Source organism: Micromonospora sp. ANENR4 (genome assembly GCF_015354395.1).
Classification (GTDB): domain Bacteria; phylum Actinomycetota; class Actinomycetes; order Mycobacteriales; family Micromonosporaceae; genus Micromonospora; species Micromonospora aurantiaca.
Genome location: NZ_JADKYQ010000015.1, coordinates 162,652 through 179,185, shown reverse-complemented (window position 1 = coordinate 179,185; position 16,534 = coordinate 162,652). Strand labels below are relative to the sequence as shown.

The 16,534-nt window shown below is 65.4% G+C and carries 6 protein-coding genes and 1 pseudogene; 4 read left to right on the top strand and 3 right to left on the bottom strand.

Annotated features, from left to right (window positions below; genetic code table 11):
• Positions 1 to 556 precede the first annotated feature (556 nt).
• Positions 557 to 1,552: a hypothetical protein gene (locus tag IRY44_RS25250; protein ID WP_194802695.1), complete on the bottom strand. Its 996-nt coding sequence runs from the start codon at positions 1,550 to 1,552 to the stop codon at positions 557 to 559.
• Between the two features lie 470 nt (positions 1,553 to 2,022).
• On the opposite strand from IRY44_RS25250, the gene IRY44_RS25245 reads away from it, so the two are divergent.
• Together IRY44_RS25245 and IRY44_RS25240 are read left to right on the top strand one after the other, a co-directional pair.
• Positions 2,023 to 3,267 (top strand): IS256 family transposase, encoded by a 1,245-nt coding sequence (locus IRY44_RS25245; RefSeq protein WP_046563349.1) that lies wholly within the window; start codon positions 2,023 to 2,025, stop codon positions 3,265 to 3,267.
• Positions 3,268 to 3,497: 230 nt separating this feature from the next.
• Positions 3,498 to 3,689: pseudogene (locus IRY44_RS25240) on the top strand (transposase family protein); the annotation flags it as partial.
• Between the two features lie 36 nt (positions 3,690 to 3,725).
• Here IRY44_RS25240 and IRY44_RS31375 read toward each other — a convergent pair.
• Together IRY44_RS31375 and IRY44_RS31190 are read right to left on the bottom strand one after the other, a co-directional pair.
• Positions 3,726 to 4,115: an Imm50 family immunity protein gene (locus tag IRY44_RS31375; RefSeq protein ID WP_181726495.1), complete on the bottom strand. Its 390-nt coding sequence runs from the start codon at positions 4,113 to 4,115 to the stop codon at positions 3,726 to 3,728.
• Between the two features lie 13 nt (positions 4,116 to 4,128).
• Entirely contained in the window at positions 4,129 to 10,578 is a 6,450-nt protein-coding gene (locus IRY44_RS31190) for an HNH/endonuclease VII fold putative polymorphic toxin (RefSeq protein WP_305070336.1), read from the bottom strand.
• 339 nt (positions 10,579 to 10,917) lie between these two features.
• Between IRY44_RS31190 and IRY44_RS25225 the strand changes: the two genes are divergently transcribed.
• Both IRY44_RS25225 and IRY44_RS25220 read left to right on the top strand, forming a co-directional pair.
• The gene (locus tag IRY44_RS25225; protein WP_194802692.1) at positions 10,918 to 15,348 is read left to right on the top strand and encodes an FG-GAP-like repeat-containing protein; all 4,431 of its coding nucleotides are present in this window, start codon (positions 10,918 to 10,920) and stop codon (positions 15,346 to 15,348) included.
• Positions 15,349 to 15,791: 443 nt separating this feature from the next.
• The gene (locus tag IRY44_RS25220; RefSeq protein WP_194802691.1) at positions 15,792 to 16,370 is read left to right on the top strand and encodes a hypothetical protein; all 579 of its coding nucleotides are present in this window, start codon (positions 15,792 to 15,794) and stop codon (positions 16,368 to 16,370) included.
• The last annotated feature ends 164 nt before the right edge of the window (positions 16,371 to 16,534 follow it).

Here is a 16,534-nt window from a genome sequence, read left to right as displayed (position 1 = left end):
TGGCTCTGTTGCTGGACCGTGCGCATCGTTGGGTGGCGTTTGACGGCCTAGAACGGATTGAGTAAGGGCTCAGCAATCTCGTGCTGGCTTAGCCGTGACGCCAGCGCGTGGAAGCCATCCACCATGGCCGTCACTACAACTCGCGCTATCCTCCTGCCCGGCCAGGGTCGCCCGTCCGGACGAATTCCTCGACGACCTGCCAGCGCGTTCGAGGTCGAGGATGAAGTCCGCGGCGAGCTCGACCAGGTCGTTCAGCGCCAGTACCTACGCATTCATGCTCGTAGGTTCGTTGACGGCCAGCAGTGATGTGGCGTCCTCGCCTGTCATCAGATGGACGACCGCCGCGGACTCCGTGAACCCGAGCGTGAGCACAGGGAAACGTCGCCAGCCCGCACTTCGACGTACCCGCGCCCCTGGGTACGCAGTCCATCGAACCGCTCGATGAGGCCAGCGATGCCCGAGCGCTCCACCGCTGCGAACGTCCCTGTCGTCGGAGACGTAGCACTCCACGAAATGTTCACCCGGCAACCCCTCGACGATTGACCCGCGCCCGTAGCTATTTCTCGTAGGGGTCCCAGTGAGCGGCGTAGCGCAGCAGCGAGCGTGCCAGGTCGGGATGGGTCGCCGCCCAGCGATTGTCGAACAGGATCCACTGGTCGAACCCGAAGAAGCCGTCGATGTATCGGGCGACCTGCGCGATGTGCGCATCCAGCCGTATCAGCGATTCGGTGGGACGCTCCATGTGCAGCAGTTCGGTTATCTCCTGATGAACGGCTTCATGCGCGGGCGCTCGGTCGAGACTGGCAGGTGATGGGGCGTAACCGGGCAGCTGGGCGTAGCGCTCCAATACCCGACCCATATCGTGTTCCCCGGGAGCGACAAGCGCCCGTAGCAGCCGGACATCGTGTGGCCATCGGCGGCTGCCGGGGCCATCGACGGCCAGGTGGGTGGCGAGGTCCGGCAGGCTCACGCCGGGAAACTGGATGGCACCGGTCAGATCCAGGTTCCGGTATAGGTCAGGCGACTGCCAGCACAGGCGGACCGAGAAGGTGCAGTCCGTGCCGGGCGGGGCGAGCCGGACGGTACGCATGGGAACGCTGTGGCGGAAGACGGTCTCCGACCCGCCCGCGCCGGTGGGCAGCGGCCACGTGTCGTGCAGGAGGAACGCGAGCCGGTCAGGTGAGGCAACGGCCGCGTTGTCATCGACGAAGTAGTAGGCGAGGTCCACCTCGTCGTCATCGGTACGCACTCTCAGGGCGTGCTCACCGAGCCGATTGAAGTCGCTCTTGTCGTCGCCCTCCACCCACAGGTACTCGGTCAGCAGCTGCCGCAGCTCGTCAGTCGACGCCGGCGGCGGCAGGTTACGCTCCCGGGCCGCCTCAAAGATCGACTCCAAGCCGTACACATCGCCGCCCAGCTCACTGTCGATCCACTCCTTCGCGTCGTCGTGCTCCCAGCCGCGGCGAAACCAGTCGAGCACGGTCGCATCAGGCAGGGTGACAACGCGCTTACCGAGAGGAGAGCCCTCTCGCCAACGGCACACGAAGTACATGCGCTGACCCTAGGCAGCGAATCCGACAGGATCCGTTGCTTGGGGACGCCACTACCGTCGCCGCAGCGCAGGACTGGCGAGAGGCGGTATGGAGGCTCGAGCACCGAGCCCGTGGCGTCGAGGAAACTCCCGAACCGCTGCCGCACTCATTCAGCAGGCCAACACGGGGCGTGACCGCTTCTATCATGCGGCTCGGCACGGCCTCGGTGTGAGCGGCGGATCAGTCGCTCAATCCGACCGCCTACAGCTGCGAGTCATTTCCTCCTTTGAGAGCCACAAGCCCGCGTCCTCAAGTAACTGAACACTGGCCCAAGTGGTGGCAACCCGCCTTGGCGCAACCGGCTGAACCGCAGGTTGCGTCCGCTGGAGTGGTGTACGACTTGCCCGTGATGGGCGTGTTGCGTAGATGAGAGACGGCCATCGCGTCGATCCTTCAAGACGACCAAGTCAGAGAAGGAAGAGAGAACGCGATGGCCGCATCAGAGAGTGTGAACCCTGTTGACCTGCTGCGCGAGCAGATCGAGGGCGCGTCGCCGGACGTGTTGCAGGCGATGATCAAAACGTTCGCGCAGGCGTTGATGTCCGCGGAAGCGGACGCGATCTGCGGTGCCGGTTACGGGCAGCGCAGCGACGAGCGGGTGAACTCGCGTAACGGATACCGGCCTCGGGAGTGGGACACCCGGGCCGGGACGATCGACTTGGCCATCCCCAAGCTGCGCCAGGGCTCGTACTTTCCGGACTGGCTGCTGACCCACCGTCGGCGGGCCGAGCAGGCTCTGGTGTCGGTCGTGGCCACCTCCTATCTGCTGGGGGTGTCGACGCGGCGGGTGGAGAAGCTGGTCGAGCAGCTCGGGATCCGGCAGCTGTCGAAGTCGCAGGTCTCGGAGATGGCCGCCCACCTCGACACCCAGGTCGAGGCGTTTCGCAACCGACCCCTCGACTCAGGCCACTACACGTTCGTGTGGATGGACGCGCTGACGATGAAGGTCCGCGAGCACGGCCGCACCGTCAACGTCCACGCGCTGATCGCTGTCGGCGTCAACGCCGACGGCCAACGCGAAGTCCTCGGCCTCGACGTCGCCTCCGACGAGGACGGCGCCGGCTGGCTGGCGTTCCTGCGGTCGCTGACCGCCCGCGGCCTGACCGGGGTGCGTCTGGTCATCTCCGACGCCCACGCCGGCCTGGTGTCCGCGATCGGCGCGGCCCTGCCCGGCGCTGCGTGGCAGCGCTGCCGGACCCACTACCTGCGCAACCTGCTGACCAAGGTGCCCAAGTCGGCGCAGCCCTGGATCGCCACCCTCGTCCGCACAATCTTCGACCAGCCGGATGCCGACGCCGTCCGAGCCCAGTTCCAGCGGGTCGTGGCCACGATCGAGGCGAAGTTCCCAGCCGCAGCCGAGCACCTCGACGCCGCCAGGGATGACCTCCTCGCGTTCACCGGTTTCCCGCGCGAGATCTGGCGTCAGATCTGGTCGAATAATCCGCAGGAGCGGTTGAACAAGGAGATCCGCCGCCGCACCGACGTCGTCGGGATCTTCCCCAACCGGCCGTCGATCATCCGCCTCGTCGGCGCCGTCCTGGCCGAGCAAACCGACGAGTGGACCGAAGGACGCCGCTACATGGGCCTGGAACTACTCGCCAAAGCCCGCATGGTCACGATCGACACCGACCAACACGTCACCGACCAGACCGACCCCGCCCCGATCGCCGCATAACATCAGACCGGATCCCGCGATGGCCGTCTCTTACACCACTCGCGCGGACGCGACCGAACCGCAACCAGCAAGCCTCGTCCGTGGTCACCACAGAGGTGTGCAAGTACTGGATGATAGGCCCACCGTTCCGCCGTCACGGCCGAGCAGCCGCAAGAACGCCTGCGTACAGTCGTGGCGCACTGAACCGCCCCGGGTTCTGTGGAGTCTACAAGATCCCGGGGCGGTTCACGAAGCTGTCCCGCCGCCAGAAGGCCGTCAACCGCAGCCACGCCCCGCATATGCCCTGCGGCGAGCGGGCCATCGCCATGCTCAAGACCTGGAAAGTCCTGGCCAAACTGCCCTGCTGTCCCCGCCGCGCGACCACGATCGTGCAGGCCACGCTCGTCCTGCATCGCGTCGAGAACAACCACTACTCAGGATGAAAAACGCTCAGTGGACGAACCTGGCCTTTCAAGACCTTACCGAGAGTCGGCGTAGGCGGATATGCGCACGACGGTGGCCGTTTCTGCCACTCCAGCCAAACTAATAGACTCCGACTTTGCGGCGATCCGGACACTATCGCCCTTTCGAATCTCAAGATCGCAAACCGGGTCAGTTGAAAAATGACCGAGCGACACTTTGGATAGACCCCCGAACAGGATCTCCAGCTGAACCACATTCAGCCCTTCGCGTCGCCACTTTTCGGGGAGATTGTCGGGTACCGTTCCTAAATCGAAGCGAAGACGAAGGGTCGGACCATCCCGATTCAAGCACACCTCATGGATGCGAACGCCGGCAAGTGTTGGGGCGGAGGATCTATAGACTGCTAATATCGAGTTTGGATTACTTAAAGCACTGATCCATTCCATCCCATCACCCACGCTAGTATTCATAGTGCTGAGCCGTTCCCGGTACCTTACCAGTCCTTGGGTTCTCGAACGGACGAACATTCAAGTGACGACCCTGGTCACCTACACCACCCTGACCGAAAGAGTGGCCAGCGGAATGATCCTGGATGATAACACGACTTCCATCGCTACGCGTAAAGATGTACTCACGAGTCATAACTGGCGTTCCATCAGAATTCATAATTTGCCGCCCCGATCGATCCGTCATGGGCGTCATCCTTAGTTCCTCGGCTCGCTGACTATTAGGAATTCCCAGGTCCCTCTTAGCCGCTCTGAACGCTCCATTTCGGCTTCCCAACATTCGCGTTGATGGTGCCGATACCGCACCTCCCCCGGGTACAACCGGCACGACCATCTGAACCACCTCGACATACAACAGGTGGCAGCCGCCGCATTGAGTACGGAGTTCATCCACGTACTCGTCAGAGCAGATATCATAAGCTTGACACACAGCGAGGTACTGCGCGTTTATGGCGCAGGTTGAGGTATCTGATCCTTCTGCGCACCACAGTTGATCTGAATGAGTGGGACCGAAGATTATCTGCTTTACTCCGCGGTGCTCCTCGTCGAGATGCCGCTCGTTCAGCTCGGCAGCGAGGCGATCAAGGTCCTTCTTATCAGGACGCAATGGGGGAACATACTTACCCCGTTTCGCCTTTGTGCTACTCTTGCCGCTCGCCTTCCCCCACGCGAGGTTGTCAGTTGAGCCGCAGCCATGGGGGCAACCCTTCACTGGGTCATAACCGAAACAGTCGTGCTGTCGGCAGCCATCCGGGATCAGGCCGGTTGGATCACTGAAGGTGATCGGGGAGTTGTTTGCATACGAGAAGCCATTCCATTGCTGCGGATCGCCTACATCCACGACAGGGTCAGTCGAAATAAACTTCCCGATGGCAGGGTCGTATTCGCGGGCACCGAGTCGGGTCAGACCGGTTTCGGAGTTGGCAGGCTTGTTAAGAAATCCGTGATTGTCAGGATAAACGGCGGTTGCGCCGCGAGGCCCGCCATAGGGCGTAAATTGTCGCCAAGTGGGGGCTTGGGCGGTGTTATTCAGGTAGAGGGTCGGAGTGCCCAGCGAGTCGGTGAGAGTGAACGCGAAGTTGGTTGCTGCCCCGGTTCGGACGGCGGCGCCGCCACCGGGAAACAGGTAGTAGCGGACGCCAGTGACCATCTGGGTCGCGGGGTTGAGCACGTGCTGCTGGCCGTTAGGTAGGTAAAGAGTGGTGGCACCAGGGTCTTTCTGGATGAGCATGTTGCCGGCTGCGTCGTAGAGGGTCGTGCTGGTCCCAGCGGCGTTGGTGATGGAGGTGAGCTGGCCGGCGTTGTTCCAGGTCAGGGTTTGGTTTCCGTTGCCGGCGTTGCGGGTGGTCATGTTGCCGGCGGTGTCGTATCGGTAGCTGGTGGATCCGGTGTTGGCACCGCTGGTGTTGGTAGAGGTGAGGGTGTGGGGCTGACCCGCACTGTTGCCGTTGTAGATGTAATCGGTGTTGGTGTCTGTAGGGCCGGCCAGGTTGTGTTGCGTTTGCCTAGTGCGGTTGCCGAGGTTGTCGAAGGTCCAGCTGGTCCAGTAAGCGCTGTTGCCGCCGATGGTGTTGCCGACCATGCCGTGGTTGGCGGTGGTGGGGTTGGTGGCGCAGTTGTCGACAGCTGTCCAGGCTGCGGTGAGGCGGCGGAGCTGGTCGTAGGTATAGCACTGCGTTTCAGCCGCGGCACCGTTGAGGCGGGTGCTGGTGTGGCGGGTGACGTTGCCGACGAGGTCGTAGTCGTAGTTCTGCTGGTCGACGTTGCCAGGTGTGGTGGGTGTGCGGGTCACGAGTTGTTGCTTGAGGCGGCCGGTGTGCTCGTCGTAGGTGTTGGTGATGGATGCCTGGTTGGGGGCGGATCCGAGGGTTTGGCTGTTGATGCGGCCGTAGGCGTCTTGGGTGACGGCGTTGAGGTAGCCGTTGAGTCCGCCGAAGTGGTCGACCTGGTCGAAGGCGTCGTAGCCATACAGGATGGTTTCGCCTGGCAGGCCGCCCTTGTTCGGGTAGATGGTCTTGAGCGGCAGCCCGTTGTTAGTGGTGTAGATATACGTGTAGACGTAATCGCCTGCGAGGCCACCCTCGGCCGTGGGGATCGTGACTGTCTGCCCGGTGGGCTTGCCGAAGACGTTGAAGCCCTTGGCCTGGGTGGTGTAGGGCTGGCCGTTCCAGAAGGCGGTGGCGGTGGTGAGCTGCCCCTTAGGGTTGGGCATGTTTGTGACGGCGTTGTTGGAGTTGTCGTAGAACAGGGCGGTGAGTTGGTTGCTCGCCGCCTGGGCGGTGGTGGCGGCGGCGTAGCTTGCGGTTTTGCGGTTGAGCGCGTCGTAGGTGTACGACACGGTTTTGCTGCGTGAGTCGGTGGACTCGGTGAGGTTGCCGTTGCTGTCGTAGGTCATGCCGGTTGTCTCGCCGGCGTCGGGGTCGTCCTTGCTGGTGATCTGGCCGAGCAGGTTGTACTGCGAGGTCCAGGGGTTGCCGGCGTTGTCGGTCAGGGTGGACTGGTTGCCGTGGCCGTCGTATCCGTAGGTCGAGGTCAGGGCGGTGCCGCCGGTGGTGGTGAAGGTGCCGGTAAAGGTGTCGGCGGGTGTGTTGAGCGTCGGGCGGTCGGTGTACTCGAGGAGTTGGCTCTTGCGGCCAAGGGGGTCGGTGACGGTGGTGGTGACGGTGCCGCCGAGGGGCGGGACGACGGTGGTGCGGTCGCCGTTGTAGACGGTGGTGGTGCTGGAGACGACGAGGTTGTCCTTGGCTTGCTTCACGATGACGGGCCTGCCCAGGCCGTCGTAGGTGGTGAAGGTTTGGCTGGGCACCGTGGAAGGAAGCTTCGGCGCGGTGACCGGATTGCCGACGGTCGGCGTGGCGGTGGGGTCCCACCATCCGTTGTAGGTCTCTTCCGTCCAGCCGCGGCTGTCGTAGAAGGTGTCGGTGATCAGCCGCCCGCCCTGCGGGGTGACGGTTTGGGTTTGCCGAGGGCGTAGTTGCGCGTCGTATATGACGATCGACTTGAGGTAGCCGTTGAAGTCGTTGGCCCGCTCGGTGGTAGTGGCGGTGATCCCGGTCTTGGAGACGTCGTAGGTGAACTTGTAGTTCGCCGGTGCGGTGGTGGCTCGGGAGTTGAGCCAGACGGCGGTCACCCGCCCGAGGGCGTCGTACTTCTGGTTGGTGGCGACGGTGTTGACGTCGGTGGTGGTGACGGCCAGTCCTCGCCGTGGGCTGATCGTCGTGGTCTGGCTGTGCCCGAGCGGCTTGGCGATGGTGGTTGCGGTGGTGAGTCCGACGCTGTTCTCGGTGTAAGTGGTGGTGGTCTTGTTGCCGTTGCCGTCGTAGGTGTCCTTCGCCCGGCCGTAGCCGTCGTAGGTTGCCCGGGCGGTGGTCTGCCACGTGTAGGCGCCGCCGGTGTAGTCGGCTGCCTGCCGGGTCATGGTCACGTTGCCCTTGCTGGGCGGTGTGGTCTGCGGGAACGTGGTCGACCAGGACGTGTCGTCGTAGAAGGTGCGGGTGCGGGAGACGACCTTGGCCGGCCGGGGGACCGTCGTCGGGGCGGTGAGGGTGTTGAGGCTGCCGGGCTCGGAGGCGGGTGTGCCGGCGGTGTAGCCGGCGCAGGCCACGGAGACGGTTTCGGTGTCGCTGAGCAGGCCGACGAGGTTCTTGGTCGTGTTGACCGGCGCGTAGCTGTTGGTGGTGCACTGGTCGTATGCGGTGTTGGCGGGGACGGTGTGGCTGTAGGTGGCCTTGACCAGGCCGAAGGTGGGTGAAGAGACGGTTGCGTCGTAGCTGGTGTCGGTCTGGTTCACCCGCCAGGTGGTCGATCCGCCCGAGGTAATGGCCTGCCTGGCCTGTTCGAGTACGGGAGCGACCCAGTTCGCGGTCAGGTCCGGCAGCCCGGCCCGTTCGCGGGTGGCTGAGGACGCGGATACCCAGTAGGCGGTGATGGTGGAGTTGTCAACCGCACCGCCTTCACCGATGTACTGGCTGCTTTCCAATGGTCGGCCGGCGAGTTGGTCGATGTCCTCGTGGGTGCCGCCCGTGGAATCGGTGAGGGTGACGACCGGGCCACCGTTGTTGCGGGACATGCCGCGGTGGTAGACCGTGGTGGACTTGGTGCGCCGGTCGTTGACCCCGTCGCCGGTGAAGGTCTGGACGGTGCCGTATCCGCGGAACTGCCCGTAGGTGCGGTGCTTCGCCTTGACCAGTTCGTTGTCGTCGTAGTGCCACGCCAGATCGCCGGGGTAGGCGTAGCTGGTGAACGTGCCTCCGGATCCGCCGGTCGGGTCGGTGGCGCTGACGCGGGTGACGGCGTACTTGTTGAACCAGTCGAGGATCGGTGCGGTGAGACCGTCCGGGGTCCACCGGACCGGGTAGCAGGACGTCGTGTTCGTCGCCGGGTCCAGGGTGACCGGCGTGGTGCAGGGTTTGGTCCGCTCGTAGGAGACGGTGATGACCGAGCCGGTCTCGGTGGTGATGCTCTCAAGGCGGTGCCGGTTGAACACCGGGAACCCGTCGGTGAGCGCGACACGGTTCTGCAGGCGGATACTGCCGAAGGACACCGACGGCAGGGATTTAGATTCCGTCGACCCGCCCGCGGCGAGGTCGTATCCGGTGCGGGTGATCGAGCCCAGCCACAGGGTCGGTGAGGTGCCGTCCTCGGTTGTCGGCATGGTGTGGGTCAGGACGTAGGAGTCGACAGGCACGTGCTGAGCGCTGCCGGTGTCGTACTGCTTGGTGGTAATCGAGACGAGCCGGACGGTGGAGAAAAACGACGGGCTCCGGGAGGAGCAGGTAGAGCCCGATTCACAGATCAGGTCGAAGGGCACATCGGGCCAGTTCGCCTTGGTCGAGGTGTTGAGCGGCTTACAGGTGCCTGATAGGCACCGGTCGTCGACGGTGAACACGACCTGGTTCGGGACCGTGCCGTAGGCGTTGCCGGCGGTGAAGCCGTAGTCGATGCGCTCGAGGTAGCTGTCCCGGACGTAGGAGTCCATGGTCGCGCCCTGGTTGCGGCCGTAGAAGTTGGTGGCCTGCTTGTAGTAGTAAGCCATGGCGTTGCCGTGGACGTCAGTGACGTAGTCCAGGTTCCACCGGCGTGCCATGGTGCACACCGACGAGGTGAACCCGGCGGACTTGTAGCAGGGTCCGGACGGGTGCGGCGAGTAGACCGGCACGGTGTCGACCGACTTCGTGGTGGGCTTGCCCGACGTCCAGCCCGGGAGTTGGTTACGGCCGAACTCGTAGACGGTGCCGTCGCGGGTGGTCAGGCGCCAGTAGTCGGTGTCGTGGGTGCCGGATCCGTTGTTGGAGTTCATCTCGTGGGTGATGACCTCGCCGTTGTCGGACGTCGGCTTCCACACCCTCTTGCCGGCGTCCCAGACGAGCGCGAACGTCGAACCGTTCAGCGACATGTTGAGGATCGGGCCGTCGTAGCAGAGGTCGTTGGTCTTCTTCGGGGAGGCGGTGCCTTCCGGGTCGTCAGCGCAGGAGATGAACGACTGCTCGACGTAGGACTGGGGCGTGGACCAGCCGTCACCCACCCATGAGGCTTGGGCCTGGGTGGAGGCGGTCTGCCCGTCGACGCTGCTGGAGTTGTACGACAGGGCCACATCCGGCACCAGGCCGGTGGCTGCCGGGGGCACGGTGACCGGATAGCTGTAGGTGAACGCGCCGGAGCTACCGCCGCCGCTCCACGACCCGGACGGCTTCAGGTCGCTGGCCGCGTAGGTGCCCGCACCGTTTGCGGTGGTGCCCGAGGCCGCGGCCACCGCCAACACCATCGGCGCCGCCGCGCCCGCCGTGCGATCGCTGGAGGAGGCACCTGTCAGGGTGACCTCCGCCGACACTGTGCGCGCTTGCGCATCGTTGGTCGACTCCAGCGGCGTGGCGGCCCGGCAGGAGGCCATCTCGGGTGTGGTCAGCGCACAGGCCGGCAGCCGCACCAGCCTCAGTCGGGAGCCGTAGTTGCCCCCGTATGCCTCGGCGAAGCCGGCGTAATCCACGCCGACACGGACATGTCCCGATCCCTGCCCCTGCGGATACACGGCCAGCAGCACGCCGGCGACACCCGCCCGCTGCGCCGCTGTCTGGTCCAGCACCCGCACGTCCGCCTTCGGCGGCCCCGCGTACCGACCTCGCGTGGTCGTCGGGCGCACCCACACCGGAGCACTCCCAGCGCGCGCGGCCGTCGAGGTGACCCCGCTCGACGCCGATAGCGTCACCGAAGCGGCGGAGGCTGCCGGCCACCGCGTCGCGGTGGGCGTGTAGCTGCTCCCGGCCGCGTTCCGTGGGGTGGTGAAGTGCGACGGGATCGGCTTGACACCCTTGACGGCGCGTCCCGGGAACGGCTTCGGCGGCGCGGTCGGCTGCTGCGCGGCGGCGTAGGCGGGCACCCACGACCCGGCGATGACGCAGGTCATCGTGACGCAGGCAGCAAGAACTCCGCGCAGTCGTCTGCGTGCCTGCCCGCGCTGAAGACTCGGCACAGTCATCGCCACCTCACTCGGTCAAGGGAAATCGCCGGACATCCATGGCTGAGACGTCCGCACGGACTCTCGCATGCAAGGTCAACTTCCCGACGACCCCCAAGATCACGGTAAGGTAACGATCAGGCTCTCCCGGTTTGACCAAAGGGACATCACCCATCGACAACGCCGCAATTTGCCTCGATCAACTGGTTCCCCCGCCGCCACGAGGACGCCTAAGGTCGGCCTCCGACAAGCACAGGATCCCGACGGGGAACAAAGGCGGTTGACTGAATGCTCACGACTCCTGGCAGCGCCGCGCGCAGACGCGCGATATCGGTGCTGGCCGCAGCAGGCCTGCTCATGACGGCGGCGGCCACACCGGCGGCGGCGGATGAGCCTCCCTTTCCGGCTCCACCACAGCCGGTGACGTCGGGGCGGTTGACGGTCGACCAAGCCGTGGCGCAAGCGCGTACATCGGGCAAGCCCGTCGAGGCCACAGGCGCCGCCTCCTCGACGGACATCGTGACCGCGAACCCGGACGGCACGGTCACCGTCAGCCGTTCGGCTCTGCCGCAGCGCAAGCGGGTAGGCGAGACGTGGCAACCGCTGGACGCGACGCTGGTGCGCAACAGCGACGGCACCTGGTCCTCGGCCGTCGGCTACGGCCAGGTGCGCCTGTCCGGGGGTGGCAGCGGCCCGCTGGCCACGATCGGCGACTCGGGCTTGTCGATGTCGTTGACGGCTCCGATGCCGTTGCCCGAGCCGACGGTGTCCGGTCCGACCGCCACCTACGTGAACGTGCTGCCCGATGTGGATCTTCAGGTCACCGCCGACGCCCGAGGCGCGTTCTCCGAGGTCTTCGTCGTTCACACACCCGAAGCAGCCGCCAACCCGGCGCTGGCCAACCTGTCCATGGGCACGAAGACCGCCGGCATCACCCTGTCCACGGACAACGCCGGCAACATCACCGGCACCGACCGCAGCCGGCAGGTCGTGCTGACCGCTCCGGCGCCGCTGATGTGGGACTCCACCACTGTGGCCCCGTCCGCGACCAGCAAGGCGGCCGCAGCCGGACAACGCGGTGGCAGCCATGCCACCTCGACCAGCGCCGGACCCGCACCGACGGCGCGGACCGCGCGGATCCGCACCGCCCTCACCCGCGGCAAGATCCGCCTGACCCCGGACAAGACACTGCTCACCGGACCGAAAACGGTATATCCGGTGTTCATTGACCCCACGTTCACCTGGTCGTCGTCCGGCTCGGACAATGACGGCTGGACCACGGTGGCCAAGCAGTACCCGAGCACGAACTACTGGAAGAAGACACCCGACCCGTACGGACGCATGCAGGTCGGCAACGCCGGGTCGATCCTGTCCCGCACGTTCATCAACTTCCCGATCTCCACCTCGGTGCTGGCCGGGGCCACTATCAACACCGCCACACTCAAGATCACCGAAACGTACGCCTACTCGTGCAACGCCCGCAGGGTCGACGTCTACGCCCCCGCCACGACACTGACGGCGTCGAACGCCACCTGGAACTACTGGAGCGGGCAGAGCCTCGGCTCCGTCGTCAGTCACCAGACCGTCGCCTACGGCTACAACTCCTCCTGCCCCGCCAACGGCGTCGCCTTCGACGTCAAGAGCACCATCCAGGCCAACGTGTCGGCAGGCAAGAAGCTCCAGACGTTCGCGCTACGTGCCAACGACGAAACCGACACCTTCAGCTGGAAAGAGTTCCTCGAGACCAGCCCCACCCTGGCTATCACCTACAACCACAAGCCGAACAAGCCCTCCGGCCTGACCACCTCCCCCGCCACCTCCTGCACCACCCTCATCACCATCGGCGACGGCAACGTGACGCTGTACGCGCCGGTGTCCGACCGCAACGGCGGGGTCCTCGGCGTCCGGTTCGAGCTGTGGAAGACCAGCGCACCCGGGACCATCCTCGTCACCTCCGACCCCAATCTGCTCACGTACGGCTCCGGGTCCACCGCCGTACGCAAGGTCGGCGTCGACACGCTGCGCGCCGCAGCGGGCGGAGCCATCACCCAGTTCTCCTGGCGCGCCCAAGCCACCGACTTCAACCAGACCAGCGACTGGTCGAGCACCTGCAGCTTCAAGTTCGACCCCACCCGCACCGGCGCCCCGGACCTGCCCACCCCCGCCGAAGGCAGCACCCAGATCGGCAAGTCCTTTCCCATCACCATCTCGCCGCCGACCACCGGAACTACGCCGAGTGGTTACCTGTACCAGCTCAACGCCGGCCCGCCCAGCAACCTGCCCGCCACCAACGGCAGCCTCACCATCAACATCACCCCGACCCGCTTCACCAATTCCCTGACCGTCACCAGCCTGTCCCCCGGCGGCAACATCGGCGACAACGCCGTGGTCACCTTCAACTCGGCACCAGCCGCCTTCGCCGCCGACGGTGACTTCACGGGAGACGGCAACGCCGACTTCGTCACTGCCGGTGCCAAGAACGGCCTCCCACCGGGCCTGTGGCTCGGCGCCGGGGCCGGAATCTCCGGCGTCAACAGGATCGGCACTAACATCGGCGCCAAGGGCAACGCCGTGTTCCAGACCGGACGCTCGACGGACTTCAACGGCGCGCAGATCCTACCCGGACGTTTCGGCGGCCAAGGTCTACAAGACGTCCTCGTTTACTACCCCACCGGCACCCACGCCGGCGAGGCGGTGATCCTGCGGGGCAACGGCGACGGCTCGACGTTCTCGGTCCGCGACGGAGCGTACGCCGGTATCAACTCCGGCACGTTCATCGACAACCAACTCCTCAACCCGCTGCAACTGGCCAGCGCCGGACACCGCAGTGGCCTCGCCTACCCCGACCTGATCGGCATCGCCGGCGACGCCAACGGCTACTACCTGAACTACTACCCCAACTTCGACGGTATCGGCGGCTACGGCCAGGTCGACACGCTCGCCGCGCAAGCCACCCCGACAGGCGGCTACGACTGGAACGCCTGGACCATCACCTCCGCCCAGACTCCCACCGGCACCGGCCTGTTCCTCTGGCAGGCCACCACCGGCAAGCTCTACCTCTGGAACAACCTGCGCTACGACAACGACGGCACCTACACCCTGCACTACACCCAGCACCTGCTCAACGGCAGCTGGAATGCGGGTAAGTCCCTGACCCTGCAGGGCGGTGACATCGACGGCGACGGCACCGGGGACCTTTGGAGCCTCGACGCGTCCGGCACGGTGACCCCATGGCTCGTCACCGGCCTCACCACCGACGTCGGAGTCATCACCGCCTCCACCAACCGAACGTTGATCACCGCGGATCACGCCTGGCCCTTCAACAACGCGGACGGCGGACCCGTCAGTGGCAGCAACGTCGCCACCGACGACGTCAGCACCCTGCCCGCCACCGGGGCGGGCAACGCCGCGTGGAACAGCGGCGACGTGTTCAGCCCCAACGTCACCCTCGACGGCACCAACAGCACCCTCACCACGGCCGGGCCGGCCGTTGCCACCAACGCCGACTACACCCTCAACGTCTGGGTCAAACCCACCGCCACCGGCGGCACCGTCATCTCCCAGGACGGCGTCAACACCGCAGGATTCAGGCTATGGGCCGAAGCCTCCGACGCCAGCTGGCGAGTCGGCATGCCCCGCACCGACGCCACCACCGCCACCTGGGACACCGCCGCAGCCGCGGCCGGCAGTGTGCAAATCGGCGTCTGGACCCGCCTCACCATCTCCTACCAGAGCACGTCCGGACGACTCGGCCTCTACGTCAACGACGTCAACGTAGCCACCGCAGTCCACCCCAACGGATGGAACGCCACCGGCCCACTCCGCATCGGCGCGCACAAGAACGGAACAGCCAGCTACACCGGCTACCTCCAGGGCCAGATCAGCGAAACCCTCGCCTGGAAGAGCAACGTCAGCCCTGCCCAACCCATCCCAGCCGGTCCTCAACGCGACTTCAACAGCGACGGCTACCCCGATGTCATGGCCCGTTACAGCCCGAACAAGAACATCTTCCTCTACAAGGGCAACGGGGCCATGTTCAACCCCAGCTACACCACCATCGGATCCGCCTGGTCAGGATTCGACATCATCTTCTCCCCCGGCGACTTTGACGGCGACGGCATCACCGACGTCATCGCCCGCTACACCCCCACCAAGGAGCTCTACCTCTACCGCGGAAGCGGAAGAGGAAACTTTAAGACCGGGTACACCGTCATCACCTCCAGCATGGCCGCCTTCGACACCATCTTCTCCCCCGGCGACTTCGACAGCGACGGAGACGCCGACATCATCGCCCGCCACAGCACCACCAAGGAGCTCTACCTCTACCAAGGCGTCGGCGACGGACGAGTCCAAAGCGGCTCCACCGTCATCAGCTCCAGCTTCGCCGCATTCGACAAAATCTTCTCCCCCGGCGACTTCGACGGCGACGGCCACCCCGACATCATCGCCCGCATCAACACCACCAAGGACCTCTACCTCTACCGCGGAAGCGGCAGCGGACGGATCGTCTCCGGCTACACCACCGTCGGCTTCAACTGGGGCAGCTTCAACCACATCTTCTCCGTCGGCGACTTCAACATGGACGGCAACACCGACGTCATCGGCCGCTACAGCCCCACCGGCGACCTTTACCTCTACCAAGGCAACGGCACCGGCCGATTCAAACCCAGCTACACCATCATCGGATCCGACTGGTCAGCATTCGACCTCATCTTCTAACTGAACTTCAAACCCGGCACGCCCGATGAGATCGGCCGGTCAGACGGTCGAGGGGTGGACCGCCGAACACGCGGCCACCCCTCGACCGATTCCCTGCCATTCACCAAACCCGCCCACGGACAACCCGAACGGGCAGATCCGAAACCACGGTTCGTCGGCCCGCCCCGTCCTCGCCGCAGCCCGCCGAACCCGCAAGCAACTCAAGGAGAAAGCCCGCACGAACCGACCCAACCGCCAGCCGCGAACAGGTGCCCCCAACCCGACCACTCCTGCCACCTGCGGTTCCCGGTCCCCGGGGGGGGTATCCTGTCGGGCCGGGCGACCGAGGAGTCCCCGGCTGGGGACGATCAAAAGGTAACGGGCTGCCCTGCGGCTTAGGGCCGCATCCGAGCGCCGGCGAGAGGCGTAGCGCTGATGCCGCGGCGGCGTTGAATAATCCGCAGGTGGATGTTGCCGAACTACTCGCCCGGGCTGCGGCCATGGTCCCGGCTGATGTCGTCAACGAGGCCGGCGTGACGAGGGTGGACGTCCGCGAGTACCTCGACCACGACGAGTGGGAGGTCACGCTCGACCTCCTTGCGGACCTTGACACGGGTTGGCGACCGCAGGTCGCTTGGTGGGATCTGCTGATCGACAGCGCCGATGTGATGGGGCTTTCTGATGCTGCGGCATGGTGCCGCTGGGGTCGGTGGGAGAGCATCCACGGAATCGTCCGCGCCGAGTTGCGGCTTCTGTCGCCCGCCGAAGGTGGCCGCCAAACGCCGGTCCCGGGCAAGGGCATCCTTCGACCGCTGTGGGATATCGGCAGGCGCACGGCCGCGGGCGACCCCGATTTGCTCGTGGCACGCATCTGGGTGGAGTCAGCGCCGGCGATGCCGCCGGCCGCCACCGGGTCGGTCCGCCTTGGCCCGCTGTCCCCACCCCTCTGGAGGCACCTGCAGCCGGGCATGACGATCACCATGCACGAGGGCCGGCCCACCGTAGGAACGGCCACCATCATCGAGACGTCGAATGTGCGCTAACTCGGCACGACCGAGAACACGCTCGACCTGATTGTGGCGGCACTACGTAGCGCGTCGTCTGAGACATGAGCGGACATGCGTCGCCGTCGTCGGCGCATCCGGCATCAGGGTTGCCGCCGAGTTATCCACCGGACCCATGGACGGCACTCTTACCGGTGCAGATG